The sequence below is a fragment of the Microbulbifer maximicatervae (SeqCode) genome, assembly GCF_052467225.1.
Genome location: NZ_CP174303.1, coordinates 982,212 through 1,004,527 on the forward strand (window position 1 = coordinate 982,212; position 22,316 = coordinate 1,004,527).

Consider the following 22,316-nt stretch of genomic DNA (forward strand, 5'->3'; position numbering starts at 1 on the left):
CTGGAGTTGACCACAACATAGGGATACAGCTAGTGAGGGGATTAAGAGAGTGTGGCGAATTGCTTGTGTTCGTAGTGGTATAAGTCCTTCCAAGCCAAAATCGTTACCTCTGGTTTTCTCAATTGATAAAAAGTTGGGGATTAAAGATGGATTTCATTATTCGCTAAACTGTCGATCGAGAAATAGTCCCGCTGCGGATCACTGTGCCAGTCACATTGGTTGTGCCGCGAGCTGTCAAGGCGGAACTTCCGGCAGTGCCTTCTCTGGAATTTGGGGTGGCGGCTCCTCTTCAGACTCTGGAGGCAGCTGCGGCGGGGGCTGTGGTGGAGGTGGCAGCTAAAGGTAGCTATCACTGCTCTAGCAACCCTGTTCAAGGTGATTAATGAGTGACACCCTGAACATCGCAAAGCTCTTCAATTTCTTCAGCGCTAAAGCCGAGCTCACCCAGCACAACGTGATTGTGTTCTCCCAGAGCTGCCCCTCGGTTAAATAAGTGGGGCTTTTGGCCGTTAAATCTAAAGGGCGTGTTGATCTGTTTAATGTCTCCATTCACAGAGCAGATCATCTCTCTGGATTGGATAAGATCGCTATCAGCAGCTTCTGTAAAATTAAGTACGGGTTCAATACACGCATCAATATCCTGAAATATATCAATCCATTCTTTCTGGCTTTTTGTGGCAATAATTGCTGCAATATCTTTCTTAAGTGTTTCTTGTTGTCCGTCTTGGATAATGCGAGCCAGCCACTCCTTTCGGCCTATTTTTGTTAAAAATTGCTCAGCAAATTGTGGCTCTAAACTTCCCACAGAAAGATAGCGGTTATCTGCCGTGCGATAGTAATCATAATAACTTCCACCGTTTAGCAGTTCGGATTCCAGCTTGGGATCGGTATTTAAAGCCAGTGCATTGGCCCCACTAATTGCGTTTAACGCGAAACTACAGTCCGTCATACTGATATCGATATAACTGCCTTCACCGGTTCTCTGACGATGATATACCGCAGCCAGTATCGACATAACCGCATGGTGTGAACCGCCGGCGATGTCTGCTATCTGTGTGCCGCTCAGGCAGGGGCCATGGTCACGGTTGCCGGAATAGCTGGCCAGGCCAGATAGTGCGAGATAATTGATATCGTGCCCGGCACGTTGCTTTAATGGTCCAGTCTGGCCATATCCGGTAATCGAACAGTAAATAATGTCTGCGCGCTGTTGGCTTAAGCTTTGGTGGCCAAGGCCCAGCCTATCCATCACTCCGGGGCGGAATTGCTCGATCACAATATCGTATTGCTGAAGCAGTCGGTGAATCACCGCTTGCGCCTTTGGATTTTTTAGATCGATCGCCAGGGAGCGTTTGTTGCGGTTAATGGTTGCGTGGGCGGCGGATAGGGAAGCCGTGTCATCGACTAAAGGGGGAAAGCCCCGTAGTAAGTCTGGCCGTGTGGGAGACTCGATTCTTAGTACTTCTGCGCCCAAGTCTGCCAATAACATAGTGGCATAGGGACCGGGAAGTAGGGTAGAAAAGTCGAGTACTTTTAGCCCCTCAAGAGGGGCGCAGTGATTCTTCGTTTGTTGTTTCACTTTTTATTTCATTATTTTAATTGAGAACAGAAATTTCAATCTAGCACTTTAATTTAGTCATCGCGGAGGAGGTCTCGGGAAATAATTAATTTCATAATTTCATTGGTTCCGGCATAAATACGTGCTACACGAGCATCGGCCCAAGACCGGGCGATGGGGTATTCCCACATATAGCCATAGCCGCCATGTAACTGAACACATTCATCCAAAAGTTTGCATTGGAAATCTGTACTCAATAATTTTGCCTTTGCTGCAGTTGCAACGTCGAGTTCCTTTTTATAGTGAAGCTCTAAGCAGCGATCGATAAATACCCGAAGAGCGGTTAACTCACTATCCAGCTCAGCCAGCTTGAATTGTGTATTTTGGAAGGCAGAGATGGGTTTGCCGAAAGCCTTGCGATCCCGTACGTAATCAATCGTCCATTGCAGGGCTGCTTCTGCATTAGCTATTGCATAAATTGCCACACTTAAACGCTCTTGAGGCAATTCCTGCATTAAATAAATAAATCCCTGTCCCTCTCCACCGAGAAGGTTTTCCGCAGGGACTTTGACATCATCAAAGAACAGCTCTGAAGTATCCTGGGCCTTCATGCCTATTTTTTCTAGGTTACTGCCTCTCTTGAATCCAGGGCTATCTGCTTCCACAAGCAGCAAACTGACTCCAGAGGCCCCCTCGTGAGGGTCGGTTTTGGCCACGACAATAACCAGGTCTGCCTGCTGTCCATTGGTAATAAAAATCTTGGAACCATTGAGCAGATAGTGATCCCCTTTGCGCACGGCTGTGGTTCTCACGCCTTGGAGATCCGATCCGGCACCAGGTTCGGACATGGCGATAGCGGTAATCATCTCACCACTAATGCATTTGGGAAGGTACTTTTTCTTCTGTTCTTCCGTGCCGTAATTAATAATGTAGGGCACTGCAATATTAGAGTGCAGGCCCCAGCCAATACCGGAAAGTCCCGCTCGGGCTACCTCCTCATCAATAATGGAGTTGTAGCCATAGTCCAGCCCCAAGCCACCATACTTTTCGTCAACTTGCGGACACAGAAAGCCCATTTCTCCAGCTTTATTCCACAGTTTACGATCTACCTGACCATCTTTTTCCCACTGATGGTGGTAGGGTACAGCTTCATTCTCTAAAAATTTACGTAAAGTTTCTCGAAACTGTTCGTGATCTTCGTTGTAAACAGTTCTTGGTACCATCCTTACACCACCGCATTTTATTACTGAAAAATTGAACCAGTGTTTTGATTGGCGATGTAAACAGCAAGACTTTAAAAGCCTGTTTACATCGCTCAAACCCCTGGGTTAAGGGTTGTCCGCCAGAGCTTTTCCTGACTCTGCCAGATCCAGCAAAATTGCTGGCGGGGCAAATCGATCTCCATAGGCATCAGCCAGTTGCTGGGCGCGTTGGGTAAACGCTTTCAGGCCAAACTGGCTGATGTATTGCAATGCACCACCGGTCCAGGGTGGGAAGCCGATTCCGAAGATAGAGCCAATATTGGCATCGCGTACGCTGCGTAGCACATCCTCTTGATAACAGCGAAGTGTCTCCAGAGCCATAATAAACAGCAGCCGTTCCTTCACATCTTCTATCGGCAGTGCCTCTTTGGCGGGAAACTCCTTCTCAAGGCCACTCCATAAGTGCTTTTTCCCGCCCTCAGGGTAAGTATAGAAGCCGCCACCTGCGGCCTTACCAGCGCGACCCACTTCAAGCATTCGGTCGATCACTCCGTCGGCGGGATGCGTGGGGGCGGGTTTACCCTCTTTTTGCAGGTCGTTGATGGTCTGCTGGCGTATCCGGCTCATCAGCGTTAGGGAGACCTCGTCACTAACAGCTAGAGGGCCGACTGGGAAGCCAGCTAGGGCCGCGGCATTTTCAATGGTGGCGGGATTAACCCCTTCGCTGAGCATGCCGATACCTTCATTGGTAAAGCAGCCGAATACCCTTGAGGTGAAGAAGCCACGGCTGTCGTTGACAACGATAGGAGTCTTGCCAATCTGCAATACAAAGGCGAAGGCTTGGGCGAGAGTCTCATCACTGGTTTGCTCCCCACAGATAATTTCTACCAGTGGCATCTTGTCGGCAGGGGAGAAGAAATGTAGGCCGATAAATTGCTGGGGACGGTCGGAAGCTTGAGCGAGCCCAGTGATCGGCAGTGTCGAAGTATTGGAAGCAAATACTGCATTTTTCGGCAGCTGTGCTTCGGCTTCCTGGGTAACTTTACGCTTGAGTTCCCGGTCTTCGAAAACTGCTTCTATCACCAATTCACAATCAGCCAGGTCGGTATTGCTGTCTGTGGGCGTGATACGGGAGAGGATCTGATTGACCTTGTCCTCGGTAATGCGACCCCGCTGTAAGCGTTTTTGCAGGGATTTCTCTGCATATTGTTTGCCGGCTAAGGCACCTTCCATGGATACATCTTTTAATACGACATCAACACCTTTATTGGCACAGGCGTAGGCAATGGCTGAGCCCATCATGCCGGCGCCGAGTATGCCAATTTTTTGCATGGGCGACGTTTTATGATCGCGGGCGGCGGCGGGCAGTGATGCTCCGGCTTTGACTTCGTTGAGTGCAAACCAGAAAGTACCGATCATGTTTTTGGCAACCTGACCGCAAGCGAGGCCTACAAAGTGTCGGGACTCAATTCGCGTAGCAGTTTCGAAGTCGACCCTTGACCCTTCGACGACGGTTGCCATTATCGACTCTGGGGCCGGCAGACATCCCTTGGTTTTTTTCTCCAGCATTGCTGGGGCGATCATCAGTAACTGCGCATTTTTAGGGTTCTTTGCGTCCCCTCCCGGCATCCGGTAATCCGGTTGATCCCAGGGCTGAGCAACAGGTTGCTCACTATTCTCTCGAATATAAGAGACAGCCTTCTCTAGTAATTCACTTTCACTGGTAACGAGCTGATGTACCAGACTGGCTTTGAGAGCCTGTTGCGGCCTCACCTGTTTTCCTTCCAGTAAGTAGGGTAGAGACTCCTGGATGCCTAAAAGGCGGGGCATACGTACACAGCCGCCACCACCAGGTAGTAAGCCTAATGTGACTTCAGGCAATCCCAGTTTTATTGCGGTGCTATCGATAACAATGCGCTGATGGCAGCTGAGGGCGATTTCCCAGCCACCGCCCAAAGCTGTGCCATTAATCGCAGCAACGACGGGTTTACCCTGGGTTTCCAGCCAGCGCAGGTTGGCTTTCATTGATTCGCAGGATTCGAAGAAAGGCTTAGCTTCTTCAATTTTTGCCGCAAATAAAGATTTGAGGTCGCCGCCGGCAAAAAAGGTATTTTTTGTGGAGCGAACAATAATTCCAGAAAATTCTTGCTGCTTGAGTTGTTCAACCGCTGCGCTCAGCGACTCGGTAAAATCCCGATCCATCACATTGGCTGAGGCATTGGGGTTGTCCATGATCAGGTGGACAATATTGTGATCGTCTTTTTCCAGGCGAATGGATTTCATAGTCTGCCCCCTAAACTCTTTCGATAATGGTTGCTACACCCATACCACCGCCCACACATAGTGTGACCAGGCCGTAGCGAAGTTGCCGTTGTTCCAGCTCATCCAGTACTGTGCCGATCAGCATTGCACCGGTCGCGCCGAGGGGGTGGCCCATAGCGATTGAGCCGCCGTTAACGTTGAGTTTTTGTGGGTCCACGTCTAACTCGTGTTGGAAACGCATCACCACTGCCGCGAAGGCTTCATTCACCTCAAAGAGGTCAATATCCTGCACCGTCAGGCCTGCGGCCTTCAGGGCTTTGCGAGTGGCGGGCGCGGGGCCTGTGAGCATGATAGTAGGCTCAGTGCCCACTACCGCAGCGGAGACAATACGGGCGCGGGGGCTGAGCCCAAGATCCCGCCCGGCCTGTTCACTGCCGATCAGCAGGGCGGCTGCGCCATCGACGATGCCTGAGGAATTTCCCGCAGTGTGAACATGGTTGATTGATTCGACCTGTGGGTAACGGGATATGGCAATGCTGTCGAAGCACAGGTCACCCATCCCGGCAAAGGACGGCTTGAGTTGTGCCAGGGCCTCTATGGACGCATCTGGGCGCACCAGCTGGTCGTGATCGAGAATGGTCAGGCCATTTTGGTCGCGTACGGGAATCACAGATTTTTCGAAAGCACCGCGCTTCCAGGCGGCTGCCGCCTTGTGCTGAGAGTCCAGCGCAAAGTTATCCACATCCTCGCGGGAAAATCCGCCGAGTGTAGCGATCAAGTCCGCGCCAATGCCCTGGGGTGCAAATCCAGTATCTATTGCTGTACGTGGGTCCATCGCCCAGGCGCCGCCGTCGCTGCCCATGGGCACCCGCGACATGGACTCTACGCCTCCGGCCACTACCAGATGCTCCCACCCGGAGCGAACTTTGGTAGCGGCGAGATTGACCGCTTCGGCACCGGAGGCACAGAAGCGATTTAGAGTTACGCCACCGATATCCCAGTCCCAATCGGCAGCTAAAGCTGCAACTTTTGCGATATCGGCACCCTGATCTCCGATCGGTGTAACACAGCCCATAACGATGTCGTCCACTTTGGCAGTGTCGAATCTATTGCGGGTCTGTAATTCTTTCAGGAGATCTGAAAGCAGGGTGATAGGTTTGACTTCGTGAAGGGCACCGCTGGATTTGCCTCTGCCCCGCGGGGTGCGGATAGCATCGTAGATGTAGGCTTCGGTTGGCACGGTTTTAGCCTCTTTTTATTTTATGGTTTCGCTTATTACCATAGTGCGGTGCAGCTTGGGTTCAATGATAAAAATTGCCACGGGAGATGACTCAGCTTCCAGGTACTACCGAAAAATTCCTAGTCAAATATCTTTTTATTTATTCCAAATTAACCTAACCATGTGGAGGTACTGCCGTACACTCAAGTAAGGCGCCTAAATCTATTGAAATTTTGGCACGGTAAATTGGCACTTAAATTATCTTTGCGGCTGGAGGAATCCCATGTCAGGCAGGGTAATGGGTGATACAGGGCAGCTGAGAAAAATTTGAATGGGTAACACACAGGTGACCCCGGACAAATAAATGTACTTTGACGGTCCCTGAGGTGGTGAGCGAGGTTTGGCTATGGCGGATAATGTTTTGGATATGGCTACCGGCCAATTGGGCTCCGGGGGTATTGATGCGCTGACAAAGGCTTTGAATTTGCCGGCAGGGCAAGGTGAAGCTGCACTCTGCTCAGGTGTTGCTTACATACTGGCTGGTATGTTGAACAGGGCTAGTAGCAAGACGGGAATGGGTTATTTATTTAATTTAATTTCTGAAAGTGAAGCGCTGGATTTGTCTAAATTTGCCACCGCTATTTCCTCACCAGAAAAGTTGAAGTCAATTACAGACATCGGTGAGAAAATGCTGGAAAAAATTTTCAGCAGTCGTAAAAAAGAGGTCCTGGAAGTTGCAGCGAATAATTTGGGGAAAGAGGGCGGAGATCTATTGAGTGTATCCGCACCGATAGTTACTTCGTTGATGCAAAGCCAGGCCAAAGTTCAAAAAATGGATGTTTCCGACTTGGCTTCATTCCTGATTGGGCAGCGGGAGCATTTACAGGGGTATATACCGGATAACCTTCTCCAAGCAATCGACGTTCCAGATTTTGGGAAGCTGGGAGACGCTCTGGTTACCCATGGCCACGCCAAACCCCAGGAACCTCGGGCTACAGCAATTCAGGGGCCCGAAGAAAAACGTAAACCGGTTAGTTTCAGTAGCTGGTTTTTTCCTTTGCTGTTGGTACTTGTGGTTCTCTACGCATTGAATATGTGTATGTTGAAAGGGAAAAAGGAAAATTCAGAAAGTAATCCTTCCATGACTTCCCAGGAAGCGAGCTTTATGGAGTCCGCTTCACAGCCAGTAGGGGATTCCCCCCTTGAGAAAGCGGAAGAGGAAGCGCAACTGGGTCCCGATAACTTTTCCAGTAATTTGCGTGATTACCTCAAGAGCTTTTCAGACAATCCCGACCGGGAATTTCCCATGCGGGTGAACTTTGAAAAGGGAACCGCAAAAATCACCAACCCTGCAGCTGAGGATATCGATGCTCTGGCAAAAATCATGCAGGACAACCCCAACTTAACCATTGCGATTGAAGGGCATGTTAAAGGTGAGGGCAATGAAATTGCAGAGCAGGAAATTTCCCAAGAACGTGCGGATGTAGTGAAAGAGCTTCTACTGAAGAAGGGGATAGCGGCAAACCGTATCACTGCAACAGGAATGGGCTCGGCTAAGCCTGTAGCGGAAGATATGTCAGAGAAGAGGGACCAAAAAGCCCTCAATGTTGAGCGAGTTAGTATCCGGGTAGTGACAAACTCTCAGGAGTAGCCGGGATACGGGAATCCCTTTAAAGGATATTTGCCAAGGTGGATTTCATTTATAAAAAATCCCGGTCTTTTGACCGGGATTTTTAGTGTCGCCTTAACTACGGAATTTATCCCTGTAAGCTCCGGGAGCTAGCCCTGTCCACTTTTTAAATGCGCGATTAAAAGCGCTGGGTTCGGAAAAGCCCAGGCGCTCGGCAATTTCAGCTACAGCGGTTTCCTGTTGTTTTAACTGGTAAACCGCCATATCCCGTCGAACAGAGTCTTTAATATCCTGCCAGCTGTTGCCCTCCTCTTTGAGGCGGCGGCGCAGTGTCTGTGGAGATGTGTACAAGCGTGCGGCGACATCATCCAGTGACAGATTTTCGATACTGTTTTGCTGTTGCAGCATACGGCGAATACGACCGGTGAAACTGTGGTCGGATTTGTATTGGGTCAACAGGCACTCGGGGGCGCGGGACAGGAAGTCTGCCAGCTGTTGCTCATCGCGTACCAGGGGCATTTGCAAATAGCGAGTGTTAAATACCAGGCAGGTTTCACCTTGGTTAAAGTAGTGCCTGCAAGGGAACATATCGCTGTAGTCTTCGTTGTAGTCGGGCGGGGGAAACGCCAGAAGAACGCGCTCTAATAAAATGGTACGGTCGATTAGCCAGCTAAAAAAGCGCAACCAGATTACCGCGATAGATTCGACGAAAATTTGGTTGGGCAATTTTTTTTCATTGGTGTGGTGAATGATCAGTCGAGCTTCTTCACCATCCTCGACCAGCTTGATGTGCAAGTCGTCACTCACCATGCTGATAAAGCGGCTGGAGCGAAGCAGGGCTCGGCGCAGGTTGGGACAGGTGATACAAGCGTGCCCCATCATGGCAAAAGTGCCCGGCAGCCAAGGGCGCGCCAGGAATCCTCCTGACTCATCGTTCAGAAAATCCCACTCAAGGCGTAACAAGTTGGCCATCTGCTCCCGGCCAACGCGGCTATCGGGATCATCTAGCTGGGCGGGGGCGATTCCGCTATCGATGAGTAGTTGTTGGCAGTCCAGTCCGGTCGCTTGTGCGCCAACCAGATGGGCCTTTACCGCAGCGGCGGGAATACCTAGCCCCGCTTCGCGGAGTTTGGGGTTTTCATTGTCCACTCTTTCAGCCTCACAATTATTTTCTGTCTGCTGCTGTATTACGGTATGGATTATGCGCAAACAGAGAGAGAAAGTCAGGCTTCTGCTTAATTTATATGCAACTGCCTGTGCTTTTATTAGTGGTGACAGTTTCGAAATTGATGGGCTTATGGAATAAAAGTTGTCTATTTCTGTCTTTTAATGTGTATTTTTTGCGTTAACGACTGAAAATCCCAGTTTTGCTCTCAACAGTTTTCTATGCTTGATCCTCTGTGGACTGACAGTTCTTTTAAAGTTTGATAGCGATAGTGAATCACTATTTCCTCGACCTGTAAGTCATATTCGTCAACAATAGGAAAAATTCCGTTAGTGAAGGACTGGTCAAATGTCACCGACGTCTGTTGCAAGTCTGTTAAACCCGACCATCTGCCGGCGAATGTTGATTGCTTACCTGATCGAGCATATTCCGCGTCCCAATAATCCTACTTTGGAGGAGGCAACTGGATGGCCTCGCCGTACGGTGCAGGACATTATTGCGAAAGGATTGCCGGGGCATGGCACAGTTGTAGAGTTCATTCAGGAAGGCGTGCGCCATAATGACGGCTACTACCTGCTGCGTGATTGGGGATCTTTTGACAAGAATTGGGTGAAAACCAATTTGCCGATTATTTGCCAGGTGTTAGGTGTAAAGCTGGATTTGAGTGACGCAATGAGCTGATCAGAGCGCCACTCACAAAGTTGGATTACTGCTGTGGCGCGTGGCTTTGCTGAAGAATTTTGTTCACTTTCTCCAGTAGGGCGGGATTCGATTTAATGCTGTTGGCAATTTCCTGGTATTTGGTTTTGGAAAGGCCGGCTTTTTCAATTGCGGCGATCATTTTTCCCTGTGCTTCTTTGTTGATCGCTTCCGCTTCCTTGATATCGGCAGCCGCTTTCAGTTTGGGAGCGTATTCTCGACTCAGCATCACGATAGAGCGATAGGCGTTGGCAAATTGCTTGAGCTGCGGTTCGCTAAACGAAGCTTTGGGGGCGGTTGTTTGGCTGGTAGCAGGTTGTGCGAAGGTCATCGGCACGCTGAGTGATATTGCCAATACAGCCAGGTATTTCAAAAAGAGCTTCATCGGGCACTCCAAAAAGTATAAGGACGCTTTTGCTTCTCAGAGGGAGCACCCAGCGTCACGTTGGGGCTGTAAATTTATGCTTGTGGCGGAGCTTTAGTGACCTGTACCAAGTCTAAAGCGGGTAGCTATTAGTCTTCAGCGTAGTCAGTTTCTGGCGCCTTGTAGCGCCTTTTTCCGCCAGCAAGGAGAATTTTTCCTGGAGTGGTTGTGAGGTCATAAAATTTAGCGAGCGGCTGTCGCCGCTCATAATGCAGGAAAACTGCACCGGATTTAAACCGAGGTGGGCCTTGCGACTAACGGTCGTTGTGATCAGCTAGAAAATCCAGAGAAATTTCTTGCGTTTTTTCAGCGACTGTTCGCAGCTATTGAGTTGTTGCTGATATTTTTGCGCCCTGGCAGATACCTTGTGGGATACATTCTTTAGCCAGGCTTTATTCTGGAAAGTGCGCCGATTAAAACCACCGTGCCCCTCGTGGTAGGCGAGGTAAAGGCTGTAGGTGTCATTGGCGCGTATCTGGCACTGGCGTGCACTGGTGTTGTTATACCAGCCGATAAAATCGATGGCGTCGCCAAAATCATCCCGATCGGCACCGTAGTTAAAGGAAGACCTTTGGTAGTGGCGCCAAGTGGTCCCCAGAGCCTGGGGATAACCGTAGGCATCGGAAGGCCTCGGGCCGGGGATAAAGCCCAGGATCTTGGTGCGCGGGGGCTTGGCATCATGCACAAAACGGGATTCCTGGTGCATGATTGCCATCATCACTGCAATTGGAGAGCCCCATTTTTCCTCCGCGTCTTTTGCTTCGCGGTACCACTTCTTTTTTTCCTGGAAAATAGAGCAGACGTTGTCGAGATTACTTGGAGGTGCGGTTGCACAGCCGCTGCTCAGTGCAACAGCACTGAGCAAAACCAGCAGTCCGCATTTTTTATTTTTTTTGTGCATAACTATTTACGACATGTTTAAACGGTAATGGTCTTCACTCCGGCACTGGTGCCAAGCAGTAAAATATCGGCGGAGCGCTTGGCAAAGATACCGTTGGTCACCACACCGGTAATGTTATTGATGGTTTCTTCAAGGACAGTGGGGTGTTCGATACGCAGATTGTATACATCGAGAATGGCATTGCCATTATCTGTGATCACACCTTGACGATAAACCGGATCACCGCCCAGTTTAACCAGCTCCCGGGCAACCAGCGAGCGTGCCATGGGGATAACTTCAACCGGTAGGGGAAACTCTCCCAGGACTTTTACCCACTTGCTCTCATCGGCAATGCAGATAAATTCTTCAGAGCAGGCCGCCACGATTTTTTCTCTAGTCAATGCAGCACCACCACCTTTGATCATTTCAAGGGCCGGATTCACTTCATCGGCACCATCCACATAGAACTGGATGCTGTCGACGGCATTAAGCTCATAAACGGGAATGCCGTGGGATTTGAGTCGCTGTGCGGAGGCTTCAGAACTGGCCACAGTACCGTCAAAGGTACCTTTGATCTCCGCCAGGTAATCGATAAAGAAGTTAGCTGTGGAACCGGTACCTACGCCGACAATGGAATTGTCCTCCAGGCGCGGGGCGATATAGTCGATAGCGGCGCGAGCTGTCGCCTGTTTCAATTCATCCTGGGTCATACTCTGGATAGTTTCCTTTGCAATTATTTCGCCTTAATTTGTATCTGACGATAAAAAAAAGCGCGTCTGGTTGTTTTTTGTGGCAAATGTGCTTCTCAAGGCTTAGACTGTCATGCCGGTGCTGCGCTTCACACAGGGCCTTTGTAACCCTGCTATTAGTCTACGCTGAGTCGCGCACAGTAATTAACCGCTACGGCCGTCAAACACGTCATGCCCAAGTCCTATATCAAGCGCATTTTAGACGCACGTATTTACGATGTCGCTACCGAGACGCCATTGGAGCAAATGCGCCAACTCTCCCATCGGTTTAACAACCGGATTCTGTTGAAGCGCGAAGATCTGCAGCCGGTGTTTTCCTTCAAGATTCGAGGGGCATACAACAAGCTCCTGCAGTTGCCCGCCGAGGAGCGGGCCCGGGGAGTGATTGCTGCATCGGCGGGTAACCATGCCCAGGGGCTTGCCCTGAGCGCTGCCCAAATGGGAGTGCGCGCCACTATAGTGATGCCCAAAACCACCCCGCAAATTAAGGTGAGTGCTGTGCGCATGCGCGGTGCCGAAGTCGTGCTACATGGGGATACTTTTGATGAAGCGGCGGCGAGGGCTCGCGAGCTGGTTGAAGAGCGGGGGCTGGTATTTATCCACCCCTACGATGACCCCGATGTAATCGCCGGCCAGGGCACCGTGGCTATGGAGATGCTGCGACAGCACTCGGGTAACCTGGACGCGGTGTTTATTCCGGTCGGAGGGGGTGGTTTAGCTGCGGGTATGGCCGCCTATATCAAATATGTACGTCCGGAAACCAAAGTCTACGGTGTAGAGCCGCAGGATGCTGCCTGTCTGGAGGCCGCGCTGAAAGCCGGCGAGCGCGCTCGGCTAGCGGAGGTGGGCTTGTTTGCCGATGGTGTTGCCGTTGCACAAATCGGTGAGGAGACCTTCCGGGTTCTGCGCGAAACCGTGGATGGGGTTATCACTGTTAGTACCGATGAAATCTGTGCGGCCATTAAGGATATATTCGAGGATACACGCTCTATCGCTGAGCCGGCCGGGGCCGTCGGTTTGGCGGGGCTGAAGAAATATCTGGAGCAAAACGACAATCGCAATGGCACCTTCGCCACAGTGTGCAGTGGAGCCAATATTAATTTTGATCGCCTGCGCTACATTAGTGAGCGCACTGAGATCGGTGAAAAGCGCGAGGCGGTCCTCGCAGTAAAAATTGCTGAGCAACCGGGAAGTTACCTGCAGTTCTGCCGGGATTTAGGGGACCGCTCAATTACTGAGTTTAACTATCGTTTTGCCAGTGATAACGAAGCGCATATCTTTGTGGGTTTGCAGGTGGTATCTGAGGAAGACCGCAGCCAATTGGTCAGTCAGCTTGAGTCCAAAGATTATCAGGTTACCGATCTTACCGATAACGAAATGGCGAAACTGCATATTCGCCATTTAGTGGGAGGTAGAGTGCCGGGCTTGCCCGACGAAGTTATTTACCGCTTTGAATTTCCCGAGCGCCCGGGGGCCTTGCGCAAGTTCCTCGAGCATCTCGCCGGGCGTTGGAATATAACGCTGTTTCACTATCGCAATCACGGGGCAGCTTATGGGCGTGTTCTTGTGGGATTGCAGGTGGAGCCGGCAGCGAGGGACGAACTACAGACACTATTACACCAGCTTCAATTTCGTTTTTGGGATGAAACACAGAATTCGGCTTATCGGTTATTTTTGGGCGCTTAAACCATCGCTTCCCGATACCTGAGAAAGACGTCTCATTTATCGAAACGTGTATAGACTGCAAATCCTGTTTTGTCGAACTTGCTTGTCTAATTTTGAGACAAAAAACTCATAAAATATCCAATAAACGGTTACTATTACGCCGCTTCTTGAGTATTGTCTATTCGCGTGGAACTTTTGCTGTGGCTCTGGTCATAAGCGGGGCGAAACGCATATAAAAACAAAATTATCGTACAGGATGGTCCCAATGAAAGCCGATGCGCTGACAATCGCTGTGGTTGTCTTTGTCGCGGGCGTTCTGTTGAGTACCAGTGGTTTATCTGAGGTATTTTCTTCCGAAGCTGAACCGCCGGCTGCTCTGCAACAGGGAGTGGTTACCCGTTAGGCTGATGCCGGGGGGGCGCTCTGCCCACGAGCAAACACAAAAAAAGCCGGACACTGAGGTGTCCGGCTTTTTTTGTGCTCCACTACCCACTTTTTAGCGGCAGCGGTAAATCCTTTGCTCTGTAACCACCATATCCAGTGGAATATCCCAATTGTCTGTGGGCAGGTTATCCACACATTGTAGATGGTGCGCCGCGCCGATAAGTTGTGGTCCAGTGCCTGGTAATAACTGTTTGCGCTCAAAAGTCCGATCGTAGAAACCGGCCCCCATACCCAAGCGCGCTCCGCTGGGGTCGAAGGCGACTAGAGGAACCAAAACAAGATCCAGGAGCTTGGGAGCGCGGTAAGTTGTGCGCACAGGCTCCGGAATGCGATAGCGATTGCGAAAAGCCAAGGGTTCGCCTTGCCAACGCCTGAACCGGAGGTGGGGGTGTGGTTCTGCCGGCAGCTGTGGCAAATAAAAATGTTTTTGTGGAAAACGTTGCAGCAGATAGCGGACATCCAGCTCGCCATCAGTCGGCCAATAGATACCGACATGCACTGCTCGATTCATTTGTGGGATACGGCTCAGGAGAGTGATGGCTGCACGGCCATGCAAACGCTGTTGATAGGCGCTGAGTTCCCGTCGCCCCGCGCGCATACGGCGGCGCAGTTGCGTTTTGGTTTCAGTCATTGTGGGAAGAGAAGAGCGTGAAGAAATAGGGTACCCCGAGTGTGCGGCTGTAGACGGAGCCTTGAACCGTAAGGTTCAAGGTGGTGGGATCCGGAGTACATAAGGCTTTCCGCTACAAGGCGGACTTGCTCACCAGCACCCGCTGGAAACCACCGGGGTAAGATTATCGGCTCAAGGACATAGTCTGCTGGCCAACACCCCAGGGTATGAATCAATTATAACTTGTAGAGCGGGGGGCTGTTAACCAGAAATTTAAATGAAGTGACCGGTAGCAGAAAGTGGCTTCTTGTCACCTTACTCCTGAAGTTTTTCTTCCGAGTCTATTTCGCCCAGTGCACTTTGCACCTTATCAGTAAGCCGCTCCAACATTTCCTCTTGCAGGGGAATGGAGCTGAGCTCAGCTTTCGCCTGGATAAGCTCGTGGGCAATATTAAGCGCTGCCATTACGGCGATACGCTCTAAGCCGATGACAGTACCTGTTGCGCGGATGCGGGACATGCGTTCGTGTAGCAGGTGTGCCGAAGCCTGTAGTCCGGCACGCTCGCTTTCCGCGCAGGCGACACGGTACTCTTTATCGAGAATAGAAACAGTTACAGTTTCGGAGGGTGATGCGGTTTCAGACATCAGGTATCTTGCGTTAGCCCCTTAAGACGGTTAATCATAGCTTCTACCCGCGAGCGGGCGGCCTCGTTATTTTTTATCAGGCGCTGGCGTTCACGCAGCCAGTCGGCTTCCTGCCGGCGTAATTCACGATTGTCATCCGCCAATTGTTGACAGCGGGCAATGAGTGAATCCACGGTGCTTTCTAGCGCTTGCAGCTTATCCATATTTCCTGCATTTGAGGTCGACGTCTGAGTTCGCAACACGACAGACTGCGAGGGATTCCGCTACTATATTGCCGGCGTATTGGTGGGTCAATCGCTGCACCTGCGCGGACAATCACAAAATTGTCTCTTAATGCCTCAAATTCCCGGTTTGGCACCAGTGTGACGGCCGGATTGAAAAGCCTAATTTACAAAAAGCTGTACGGTAACCATGACTTCTGAAGCTAGCCGATTTGAACTCCTCGCCAACGCCATTCTCTCAGCTGGGGGGCAGGCTGATCCCAGTGAATTACACGGTTTTATCTGTGGCATTTTGGCGGCGGGCGAGCGACCGGACAAACAGCGTTGGCAGAATGAGCTGGCCGGATTGCTCGATGTGGAGGCGGTGCCGGCAGATCTCAATCGGGATTTTTTCCAGCTGACTGAGGAAAGCCACAAGCAGCTCGACGGCTCTAACTTCGATTTTCAGTTGGTGCTGTGCGATGACGAAGATGTTGTCTCCCGCGCTCTGGCGCTGGGTCATTGGTGCGATGGATTCCTGCACGGCTTTGGTGTCGGCGGGGCCCGGGAAAAATTGATGCCCACCAGTGACGAAGCTTTAAAAGATATTAGTGCCATCGCCCAATTGGATGCCGAACATGTTGAAGAGGGTGAGGAGACTGAGCTGCAACTGGTGGAACTGCAGGAATACGTGCGCGTAGCCGTACTCAATATATTTACTGAGGTAAAGGGTAAGGACTCCAATAGCGAGCCCACCATTCACTGATGTCTAAGACCCCGAAAACCACAGCGGGAATCAGTCGATCTGAGTACGCCCGCCGACGCAACCGCCTGATGGCAGAATTGCCCACAGGTAGTTTGGCAATCGTGTCATCAGCTGGGGAGCAACTGCGTTCCCGGGATACTTATTTTCCGTTTCGCCAGGACAGTGATTTTTTGTATCTCACTGGGTTTGATGAACCGGAAGCGCTGCTGGTTTTGGTGCCGGGACGAACACAGGGAGAAACCCTGTTGTTCTGTCGCGAGCGCGATGCGGAAAAAGAAAAGTGGGATGGCCCGCGCCTGGGGCCGGAGCGCGCGATGCAGCAGTGCGGCTTGAACGATGCATTTCCCATCGGTGATCTCGATGATATTTTGCCGGGGCTGCTAGAAGGGCGCGAGCTGCTCTATTTCCCCATGGGCCGCTACGCCCATTTGGATAAGCGAATCCGCAATTACCTGGAGCGGATTACCGCAGCGCCGGATACCGGGGGGGCACCGGAAATGGTCGACCTCGATTACCAGTTGCGGGAAATGCGACTGATTAAGTCGGCCCAGGAAATTCGCTTAATGGAGCAGGCGGCCAAAATCAGTGCCGAGGCACACAGCCGGGCCATGACCCGATGCCAGCCGGGCCTTTACGAATACCAGCTGGAGGCTGCCCTCCTGCATACCTTTGTCGACTCCGGAGCCCGGGAAACAGCCTATCCCACTATCGTTGGGGGTGGCGGCAATGCGTTGGTGATGCACTATTGCAGTAATAATGCCCAGTTGCGCGATGGGGACTTGGTGCTGGTGGATGCGGGCTGTGAGTACCGTGGTTATGTGGCCGATATTACTCGCACCTATCCGGTTAATGGTTCATTTAGCGGACCGCAGCGCGCACTTTATGAGATCGTTTTGGCGGCACAGCAAGCGGCGATTGAACAGGTTTCAGTGGGCAATCACTGGGACCATCCCCACGCTGCCAGTGTTGAGATAATCACTCAGGGGTTGGTCGATTTAGGACTGTTGCGGGGCGACACCCAGGGGTTGATAGAGTCTGGCGCTTATCGGCAGTTTTATATGCACCGGGTTGGCCATTGGCTGGGCATGGATGTGCACGATGTGGGTGATTATCGCATTCATGGAGCCTGGCGCCAGCTGGAAGCCGGAATGGTAATGACGGTTGAACCCGGAATTTATGTCCCGGAGGACGATGAGAGTATTCCCGCAGAATTTCGCGGGATCGGGATTCGAATCGAAGATGATGTCGCACTTACCAATAGAGGGCCTCAGATCCTCTCAGCAGCGGCTCCAAAAGCGATTGAAGATATTGAATACACCATGCTTCATGGACGGGACTTACTGACCCGTTAGAAGTGATTGTTGGATTGTTCGGCCAATAATATTTCAATGCCGAATAATCAAAGGGGGAATTGGGATGGGTGAGTCGGCGCGTAAAGTAGATGTGGCCATTGTCGGTGGCGGTATGGCGGGAGCCAGCCTGGCATTAATGTTGTCACATTTTTGTCCTCAACTCAGTGTGGCGCTCCTGGAGCAGAGAGCACTGCCGGATGCCGCTGCCAGTATTCAGTTGCCGAGTTTCGACACGCGAGCCACAGCCATTGCCGCAGGCAGCTTGCAGTTGTTTGCGGAGCTTGGACTCTGGCCTGCTCTGCAAGCCTATAGCGCCCCGATTGATCGTATTCATGTGAGTGACCGGGGGCATGCATTTGGCGCCGCCCTCTCGACCCGTGAGGGACAGGGAGTCAACTTTGAGGGCATTCTGGGTGCAGTGATAGAAAATGCAGCGCTGGGCCCGATTCTCCACAGTGCACTGACCAGCACTTCCACCCAATTATTAGCGCCGGCGCAGGTTACTGACATTACCATGACCTCTGCGGGCGCAAACCTGTTGTGGCGATCCGGTGAGAAATCCCCCGATCAGGCACTGTCCTGTGGATTGGTGGTCGTTGCCGATGGGGTGAACTCTCCCCTTTGCCGCCAGCTGGGAATAGAAATCAGCTCGGTTAAGTACCCTCAGAGAGCGCTCGTCGCTACGGTCGCTCTGCAACAGCCTCACCAAGGTGTGGCTTACGAGCGCTTCACTCGAATGGGGCCCATGGCACTTTTGCCGCTGCCAGATAGAGAAGGGCAGCACCGCGCGGCACTTGTGTGGGCTTGCGAGGAAGCAGAAGCTGAGCGTGTCGGTGTAATGCCTGAGGCTGAGCGCCTGAAAAAACTGCAGCAGGTATTTGGTTGGCGTGCCGGACGTTTTATTAAGGTTGGAGCCGTTCAGGGGTATCCACTGAGTTTATCGATCGCCCAGGAACAGTGGCGCCGGAATGTGGTGTTGATGGGCAATTGTGCCCACTTTCTGCACCCAGTAGCAGGGCAGGGTTTTAACCTGACTCTGCGGGACTGTTATGGATTGGCACAAGCGCTGTCGACAGTGACGTCGGATACATTGCCAGGGCGGCTCGATTTCCTGCAGAAATACGGAGAAATGCGCCAGCTGGACCAGCAATTGACGATTGGATTCAGTGACCGTATTCCCACACTGTTTTCCTCTTCCGGTTGGCTGCAACAGGGAATTCGTCAGTTGGGAATGCTCGGCCTTACAATGGTCCCGCCGCTGCGCCGGGAATTTGTCAATCAAGCGGCGGGATTTGGGCTTTAAAAGGTGCAGGGTCGGGGACGGCTGCTGCCACTTCAGCGGAATTGGCTTTTATGAACAGACATCGTTTGGATTTTGCCATTGTGGGTGCGGGCATGGTGGGCATGGCCCAGGCAGCGCTGCTGGCAGTTCGGCACCCGGGCATGCGTCTGGCCTTGCTGGAGGCGTCCCCGGAAACAACGCCGCAATTGTCACCGCAGTATGAACCTCGCGTGGTGGCCCTGACACAGGCCTCCCGCGAGCTGCTCGAAGAGGTGGGAGCCTGGGATGATATTGCCAGCCGCCGCGCCTGCCCCTATGTGGAAATGCGGGTTTGGGATGCAGATGGAACCGGCTCAGTAAGCTTTAACAGCCGCGATGTGCAGCTGCCGAATCTTGGTCATATCGTTGAGAATAATGTCATTGTCGCCGCGTTAAGAGCACGGCTGGAAACCTTACCCAACGTGGAGTTGGTCAATGGTTTTCGCCTGGAGAGCTGGTGGCGCGACTGCGGACTCTGGCATTTACAGCCTCGCGGTGAAGATCGCTTAAATGAAGAGGATGGCCTCCGTGAGCAACCAGAGATAGTGCGTACCCGCCTGTTAATCGGTGCCGATGGCGCCCGCTCTAAAGTGCGAGACTTACTGCATATCCGCTCCCAGGATACCGATTACCATCAAACTGCGTTGGTGTGTGTCGCGCGCAGTGAGAAATCTCACCGTCACACCGCTTGGCAGCGTTTTTTACAAACGGGTCCACTGGCATTTTTACCTCTCGCGGGGTTGGGGGATGACAATCACTGCGCCGTGGTTTGGTCTGCGGATGAAGAGCTGGCGCAAGAGCTATTGATGCTGGATGACCAGGCCTTTGCCCTGAACCTGGAAAAAGCCTTTGAGAGCCGTTTGGGCAAAGTGGAATCCGTCAGTGAGCGCTTTTCCTTCCCCCTGCGCGCGCGCCATGCGGAACGTTATCGCGGCCCTGGCGCTGTATTGGTGGGAGACGCCGCCCACAGTATCCACCCCCTCGCGGGCCAGGGTGTAAATCTTGGGCTGCAGGATGTGCGGGTGTTGGCAGATGAAATTGACCGCGCTATGGCGCGCGGCCTGGAGCCCTCTCACTCTTCAGTGTTGGCCCGCTACGAACGCCGCCGTCGCGGCGACAACGCCGCCACTATGAAAGCGATGAGCGCCTTTAAGTCTTTGTTCGGTGCTGGTGATGTGCACTGGCGCTGGCTGCGTAACACTGGGTTGAGCATGGTAGATGCCAGCCCCATGTTAAAGAAGCGGATTATTATGCGGGCTATGGCTGTTTAAATTTGCTATTCCCGCAAAACGGATCGGGAGAAAGTGCTCGGTGGGGGTGTCAGAGAAGTTGCTGGTGTTTGCCTATCTACTTAGTGGCTTTTCCCAGAGGCAGAGGGGAATTAAAAGCCTTGCCGTCGGTAAAAAAGGTTAATTTCAATTGAGTCACTGGATTACTGTTTACTCATTTCCTATATCAAAGGATCTCAGCGCGCTTTTTCGCTTAATACAGCGTTACCAATTGCCATTGAGAATTGCTGAGGAAAAAAATCAGCAGGCGTTGTTGACGACAGATTCAGGTATAGCTGAATTGCTGAAGCCGCTTTTGCAAGATTGGGAGCGGGGATTAGTTGATCTGGACAGAGTTCAGCTAACAAAGGCAGAACCAGAGGCCGGCGAACATTTACCGGGTGAAGAGGGACAAGCATCAAAGGAGAAAGCACCTGTAAGCCCCTCATTTTTACCGACTTTCCCAATGGATAAAACACCGATTAGTTTACTGTTAATCGGCCTGTGTTTTTTTGGTTGGTTTTTACATTCCAATAATCTGTCTGCCCCGCTTTTAATATATCCAGATACCAGTGGTGGCCCACTTTTCTCACAGTCGTCTTTAATGTGGCACTTGGAGAGAGGGGAGTTTTGGCGATTGTGGACTCCTGCAATCATCAACTTGTCTTTTCAGCATGCCCTGTTCAATGCTCTGGCTATCTGGATACTTGGGCGTCCATTGGAAGCACGCGGAGGGCCATTTATTTATAGCCTTCTGGTGTTGCTCGGCGGGATTGCAGCTAATTTATCCCAATATGCCTGGAAGCCCGAGGTGATATTCGCTGGAATGTCGGGTGTTGTATACACGCTGGTCGGATTTGCTGTGGTAATGCAGCGTTGGCAACCGGCATGGAGAGATATACCCCCGGGTATTATTACCCTGGCGATTGTGTGGATGATATTGTGTGTTCTTGGAGTGATTACCTATTTTACTGGGATCGGCATCGCCAATGCTGCGCATTTAGGAGGCTTTTTTGCTGGTTTTTTGATTGCGCTGGTTTACTGCGTTGCTGGTGGTGCGCGAAAATTTAACTCTTATCCCGCTTCAATCTGAATTTTATGATTTTACTGATAACCTACGTTTTTATTGCCCTTGGCTTTTCTTTTCTGTGCTCGATAGCAGAGTCAGTTATTCTCAGCGTAACAACGCCATACGTACGCTTGATGGAGCGGGAGGGGCATAAAGCGGGGTCTTTGCTGCGCAAATTAAAATCCGATATTAATGCCCCCCTGGCCGCAATCCTCACTCTGAATACCGTCGCGCACACAGCGGGTGCTGCAGGTGCTGGTGCCCAGGCAGCAGCGGTTTTTGGCAATGAGTACCTGGGTATCGCTTCAGCGATCCTGACCCTGCTGATCCTGGTTTTTTCTGAAATTATCCCCAAAACCCTGGGAGCCGTGTACTGGCGCCAATTGGCCCCAAGCACCGCTTATGTATTGCGCGGCCTGGTTTGGTTACTCCACCCGTTTGTAAAAATGTCCGAGTGGTTGACCAAAGGACTGTCCCACGGCCCAACCCTGACGGGCTTCAGCCGCGATGAGTTCGCCATTATGGCGGAAATTGGCGAGGCCGAAGGGCAGTTGGAGCAGCGGGAGTCCAGCATTCTGCGCAACCTGTTCTTCACCCTGCGGGACCACTCCGTGCGCGAGGTGATGACTCCCCGTACGGTAGTCTTCTCCCTGCCGCAGGACATTACTGTGGAAGAGGCCTACGAGGATGCAGAGAAAGGGCGTTTCTCCCGTATCCCTGTCTATGAAAATCGCGACCCGGATTGTGTGGTGGGTTTTGTATTGCGACAGGAGCTACTGCTGGCCTACGCCAAAGGCGAACACCAGAAAACTCTGGCGGATTATCGCCGTGAAATGTTGATCCTGCCGGAAACAGCGACTATCTACCAAGCGTTCCAGAAAATGCTGTCCCGCCGCGTGCAGATTAGTGCGGTTATGGATGAATATGGCAGTCTCGAGGGCTTGGTGACCCTGGAGGATCTGCTGGAGACCCTGCTCGGGGAAGAAATTGTCGACGAGGCAGATAAAACACCGGACCGCCAGGAGTTGGCTAAGCGTTTGTGGCGCTGGAGATCGAAGAAGTACGGCCTCAAAGTCGACGAATCCGCAAACACAGAAGAGAACGCGGAAGAGGCTGGTCAAGGGCGCGACCGGGGCAGTGACTGATAAGAGCTTTGCTGGTTGAAAAGTGATCATTTCTGCACTAGCCCAA

At 51.8% G+C, this 22,316-nt stretch carries 20 protein-coding genes, 1 other RNA gene and 2 pseudogenes; 11 read left to right on the top strand and 12 right to left on the bottom strand.

The genetic code is table 11. The features are described from left to right. Positions 1-31: 31 nt before the first annotated feature. A pseudogene (locus tag ACJJIZ_RS21970) lies at positions 32-340 on the top strand (UCP032817 domain-containing protein); the annotation flags it as partial. A 39-nt stretch (positions 341-379) separates the two neighbouring features. Here ACJJIZ_RS21970 and ACJJIZ_RS04305 read toward each other — a convergent pair. From ACJJIZ_RS04305 to ACJJIZ_RS04320, 4 genes are all read right to left on the bottom strand, one after another. Continuing rightward, positions 380-1,576 (bottom strand): CaiB/BaiF CoA transferase family protein, encoded by a 1,197-nt coding sequence (locus ACJJIZ_RS04305; protein ID WP_444915305.1) that lies wholly within the window; start codon positions 1,574-1,576, stop codon positions 380-382. Between the two features lie 53 nt (positions 1,577-1,629). Further along, complete coding sequence (locus ACJJIZ_RS04310; protein ID WP_413663612.1) at positions 1,630-2,778, bottom strand: acyl-CoA dehydrogenase family protein; 1,149 nt, start codon at positions 2,776-2,778, stop codon at positions 1,630-1,632. A gap of 105 nt (positions 2,779-2,883) precedes the next feature. Beyond that, entirely contained in the window at positions 2,884-5,040 is a 2,157-nt protein-coding gene (locus ACJJIZ_RS04315) for a 3-hydroxyacyl-CoA dehydrogenase NAD-binding domain-containing protein (RefSeq protein WP_444915306.1), read from the bottom strand. A gap of 10 nt (positions 5,041-5,050) precedes the next feature. Beyond that, positions 5,051-6,259, bottom strand: coding sequence for an acetyl-CoA C-acetyltransferase (locus ACJJIZ_RS04320; RefSeq protein WP_444915307.1), 1,209 nt, complete (start codon positions 6,257-6,259; stop codon positions 5,051-5,053). 385 nt (positions 6,260-6,644) lie between these two features. Between ACJJIZ_RS04320 and ACJJIZ_RS04325 the strand changes: the two genes are divergently transcribed. Then, complete coding sequence (locus tag ACJJIZ_RS04325; RefSeq protein ID WP_413663609.1) at positions 6,645-7,889, top strand: OmpA family protein; 1,245 nt, start codon at positions 6,645-6,647, stop codon at positions 7,887-7,889. A gap of 93 nt (positions 7,890-7,982) precedes the next feature. Here the strand turns inward: ACJJIZ_RS04325 and ACJJIZ_RS04330 are convergent, their stop codons facing one another. Beyond that, positions 7,983-9,017: an AraC family transcriptional regulator gene (locus ACJJIZ_RS04330; protein ID WP_282930930.1), complete on the bottom strand. Its 1,035-nt coding sequence runs from the start codon at positions 9,015-9,017 to the stop codon at positions 7,983-7,985. A gap of 364 nt (positions 9,018-9,381) precedes the next feature. Here ACJJIZ_RS04330 and ACJJIZ_RS04335 point away from each other — a divergent pair, with 364 nt between their 5' ends. Further along, the gene (locus tag ACJJIZ_RS04335) at positions 9,382-9,714 is read left to right on the top strand and encodes a helix-turn-helix domain-containing protein (protein WP_444915308.1); all 333 of its coding nucleotides are present in this window, start codon (positions 9,382-9,384) and stop codon (positions 9,712-9,714) included. Positions 9,715-9,739: 25 nt separating this feature from the next. On the opposite strand, the gene ACJJIZ_RS04340 is transcribed toward ACJJIZ_RS04335, so the two are convergent. The 3 genes from ACJJIZ_RS04340 to rpiA all read right to left on the bottom strand — a co-directional run bounded on the left by ACJJIZ_RS04340 (position 9,740) and on the right by rpiA (position 11,746). Next, positions 9,740-10,117: a DUF4168 domain-containing protein gene (locus tag ACJJIZ_RS04340; protein ID WP_282930932.1), complete on the bottom strand. Its 378-nt coding sequence runs from the start codon at positions 10,115-10,117 to the stop codon at positions 9,740-9,742. A 313-nt stretch (positions 10,118-10,430) separates the two neighbouring features. Beyond that, positions 10,431-11,057 carry a transglycosylase SLT domain-containing protein gene (locus tag ACJJIZ_RS04345; RefSeq protein ID WP_444915309.1) on the bottom strand — a complete coding sequence of 209 codons (627 nt, stop codon included), beginning with the start codon at positions 11,055-11,057 and terminating at the stop codon, positions 10,431-10,433. Between the two features lie 17 nt (positions 11,058-11,074). Beyond that, positions 11,075-11,746 (bottom strand): ribose-5-phosphate isomerase RpiA, encoded by a 672-nt coding sequence (rpiA, locus tag ACJJIZ_RS04350; RefSeq protein WP_282930934.1) that lies wholly within the window; start codon positions 11,744-11,746, stop codon positions 11,075-11,077. 207 nt (positions 11,747-11,953) lie between these two features. Between rpiA and ilvA the strand changes: the two are divergent. Both ilvA and ACJJIZ_RS04360 read left to right on the top strand, forming a co-directional pair. After that, positions 11,954-13,471, top strand: a pseudogene (ilvA, locus tag ACJJIZ_RS04355) (threonine ammonia-lyase, biosynthetic); the annotation flags it as partial. Positions 13,472-13,715: 244 nt separating this feature from the next. Continuing rightward, entirely contained in the window at positions 13,716-13,853 is a 138-nt protein-coding gene (locus ACJJIZ_RS04360) for a hypothetical protein (protein ID WP_192879435.1), read from the top strand. Between the two features lie 93 nt (positions 13,854-13,946). Here the strand turns inward: ACJJIZ_RS04360 and ACJJIZ_RS04365 are convergent, their stop codons facing one another. The 4 genes from ACJJIZ_RS04365 to ACJJIZ_RS04380 all read right to left on the bottom strand — a co-directional run bounded on the left by ACJJIZ_RS04365 (position 13,947) and on the right by ACJJIZ_RS04380 (position 15,352). Then, a complete protein-coding gene (locus tag ACJJIZ_RS04365; RefSeq protein WP_444915310.1) occupies positions 13,947-14,525 on the bottom strand; it encodes a 5-formyltetrahydrofolate cyclo-ligase in 579 nt (192 codons plus the stop codon). Between the two features lie 28 nt (positions 14,526-14,553). Further along, positions 14,554-14,734: non-coding RNA, 6S RNA (ssrS, locus tag ACJJIZ_RS04370), on the bottom strand. Between the two features lie 85 nt (positions 14,735-14,819). Further along, complete coding sequence (locus tag ACJJIZ_RS04375) at positions 14,820-15,149, bottom strand: cell division protein ZapA (protein ID WP_413663605.1); 330 nt, start codon at positions 15,147-15,149, stop codon at positions 14,820-14,822. Continuing rightward, complete coding sequence (locus ACJJIZ_RS04380) at positions 15,149-15,352, bottom strand: TIGR02449 family protein (RefSeq protein WP_108734784.1); 204 nt, start codon at positions 15,350-15,352, stop codon at positions 15,149-15,151. Before ACJJIZ_RS04380 ends, ACJJIZ_RS04375 begins: the two co-directional genes overlap by 1 nt. A gap of 208 nt (positions 15,353-15,560) precedes the next feature. Between ACJJIZ_RS04380 and ACJJIZ_RS04385 the strand changes: the two genes are divergently transcribed. The 6 genes from ACJJIZ_RS04385 (at position 15,561) to ACJJIZ_RS04410 (ending at position 22,270) form a co-directional block, all read left to right on the top strand. Next, positions 15,561-16,115, top strand: a complete 555-nt coding sequence (locus ACJJIZ_RS04385) for a UPF0149 family protein (RefSeq protein WP_413663604.1) — start codon at positions 15,561-15,563, stop codon at positions 16,113-16,115. Next, on the top strand, positions 16,115-17,467 hold the full coding sequence (pepP, locus tag ACJJIZ_RS04390) for a Xaa-Pro aminopeptidase (RefSeq protein ID WP_444915311.1): 1,353 nt from the start codon (positions 16,115-16,117) through the stop codon (positions 17,465-17,467). Before ACJJIZ_RS04385 ends, pepP begins: the two co-directional genes overlap by 1 nt. Before the next feature lie 64 nt (positions 17,468-17,531). Then, complete coding sequence (locus tag ACJJIZ_RS04395) at positions 17,532-18,770, top strand: FAD-dependent monooxygenase (protein ID WP_444915312.1); 1,239 nt, start codon at positions 17,532-17,534, stop codon at positions 18,768-18,770. A 50-nt stretch (positions 18,771-18,820) separates the two neighbouring features. After that, the gene (locus tag ACJJIZ_RS04400; protein WP_282930941.1) at positions 18,821-20,059 is read left to right on the top strand and encodes a UbiH/UbiF/VisC/COQ6 family ubiquinone biosynthesis hydroxylase; all 1,239 of its coding nucleotides are present in this window, start codon (positions 18,821-18,823) and stop codon (positions 20,057-20,059) included. Positions 20,060-20,207: 148 nt separating this feature from the next. Then, on the top strand, positions 20,208-21,149 hold the full coding sequence (locus ACJJIZ_RS04405) for a rhomboid family intramembrane serine protease (protein ID WP_444915313.1): 942 nt from the start codon (positions 20,208-20,210) through the stop codon (positions 21,147-21,149). Positions 21,150-21,154: 5 nt separating this feature from the next. After that, entirely contained in the window at positions 21,155-22,270 is a 1,116-nt protein-coding gene (locus tag ACJJIZ_RS04410; RefSeq protein ID WP_444907019.1) for a CNNM domain-containing protein, read from the top strand. Positions 22,271-22,316: the final 46 nt, after the last annotated feature.

What these genes read in the sequence shown, in the direction of transcription:
- ACJJIZ_RS04315 (WP_444915306.1), bottom strand. Translation starts at nt 5,040, where the DNA reads ATGAAATCCATTCGCCTGGAAAAAGACGATCACAATATTGTCCACCTG.
- ACJJIZ_RS04365 (WP_444915310.1), bottom strand. Translation starts at nt 14,525, where the DNA reads ATGACTGAAACCAAAACGCAACTGCGCCGCCGTATGCGCGCGGGGCGA.
- ACJJIZ_RS04335 (WP_444915308.1), top strand. Translation starts at nt 9,382, where the DNA reads ATGTCACCGACGTCTGTTGCAAGTCTGTTAAACCCGACCATCTGCCGG.
- rpiA (WP_282930934.1), bottom strand. Translation starts at nt 11,746, where the DNA reads ATGACCCAGGATGAATTGAAACAGGCGACAGCTCGCGCCGCTATCGAC.
- ACJJIZ_RS04400 (WP_282930941.1), top strand. Translation starts at nt 18,821, where the DNA reads ATGAACAGACATCGTTTGGATTTTGCCATTGTGGGTGCGGGCATGGTG.
- ACJJIZ_RS04325 (WP_413663609.1), top strand. Translation starts at nt 6,645, where the DNA reads ATGGCGGATAATGTTTTGGATATGGCTACCGGCCAATTGGGCTCCGGG.
- ACJJIZ_RS04380 (WP_108734784.1), bottom strand. Translation starts at nt 15,352, where the DNA reads ATGGATAAGCTGCAAGCGCTAGAAAGCACCGTGGATTCACTCATTGCC.
- ACJJIZ_RS04360 (WP_192879435.1), top strand. Translation starts at nt 13,716, where the DNA reads ATGAAAGCCGATGCGCTGACAATCGCTGTGGTTGTCTTTGTCGCGGGC.
- ACJJIZ_RS04340 (WP_282930932.1), bottom strand. Translation starts at nt 10,117, where the DNA reads ATGAAGCTCTTTTTGAAATACCTGGCTGTATTGGCAATATCACTCAGC.
- ACJJIZ_RS04375 (WP_413663605.1), bottom strand. Translation starts at nt 15,149, where the DNA reads ATGTCTGAAACCGCATCACCCTCCGAAACTGTAACTGTTTCTATTCTC.
- ACJJIZ_RS04410 (WP_444907019.1), top strand. Translation starts at nt 21,155, where the DNA reads ATGATTTTACTGATAACCTACGTTTTTATTGCCCTTGGCTTTTCTTTT.
- ACJJIZ_RS04385 (WP_413663604.1), top strand. Translation starts at nt 15,561, where the DNA reads ATGACTTCTGAAGCTAGCCGATTTGAACTCCTCGCCAACGCCATTCTC.
- ACJJIZ_RS04395 (WP_444915312.1), top strand. Translation starts at nt 17,532, where the DNA reads ATGGGTGAGTCGGCGCGTAAAGTAGATGTGGCCATTGTCGGTGGCGGT.
- pepP (WP_444915311.1), top strand. Translation starts at nt 16,115, where the DNA reads ATGTCTAAGACCCCGAAAACCACAGCGGGAATCAGTCGATCTGAGTAC.
- ACJJIZ_RS04310 (WP_413663612.1), bottom strand. Translation starts at nt 2,778, where the DNA reads ATGGTACCAAGAACTGTTTACAACGAAGATCACGAACAGTTTCGAGAA.
- ACJJIZ_RS04345 (WP_444915309.1), bottom strand. Translation starts at nt 11,057, where the DNA reads ATGCACAAAAAAAATAAAAAATGCGGACTGCTGGTTTTGCTCAGTGCT.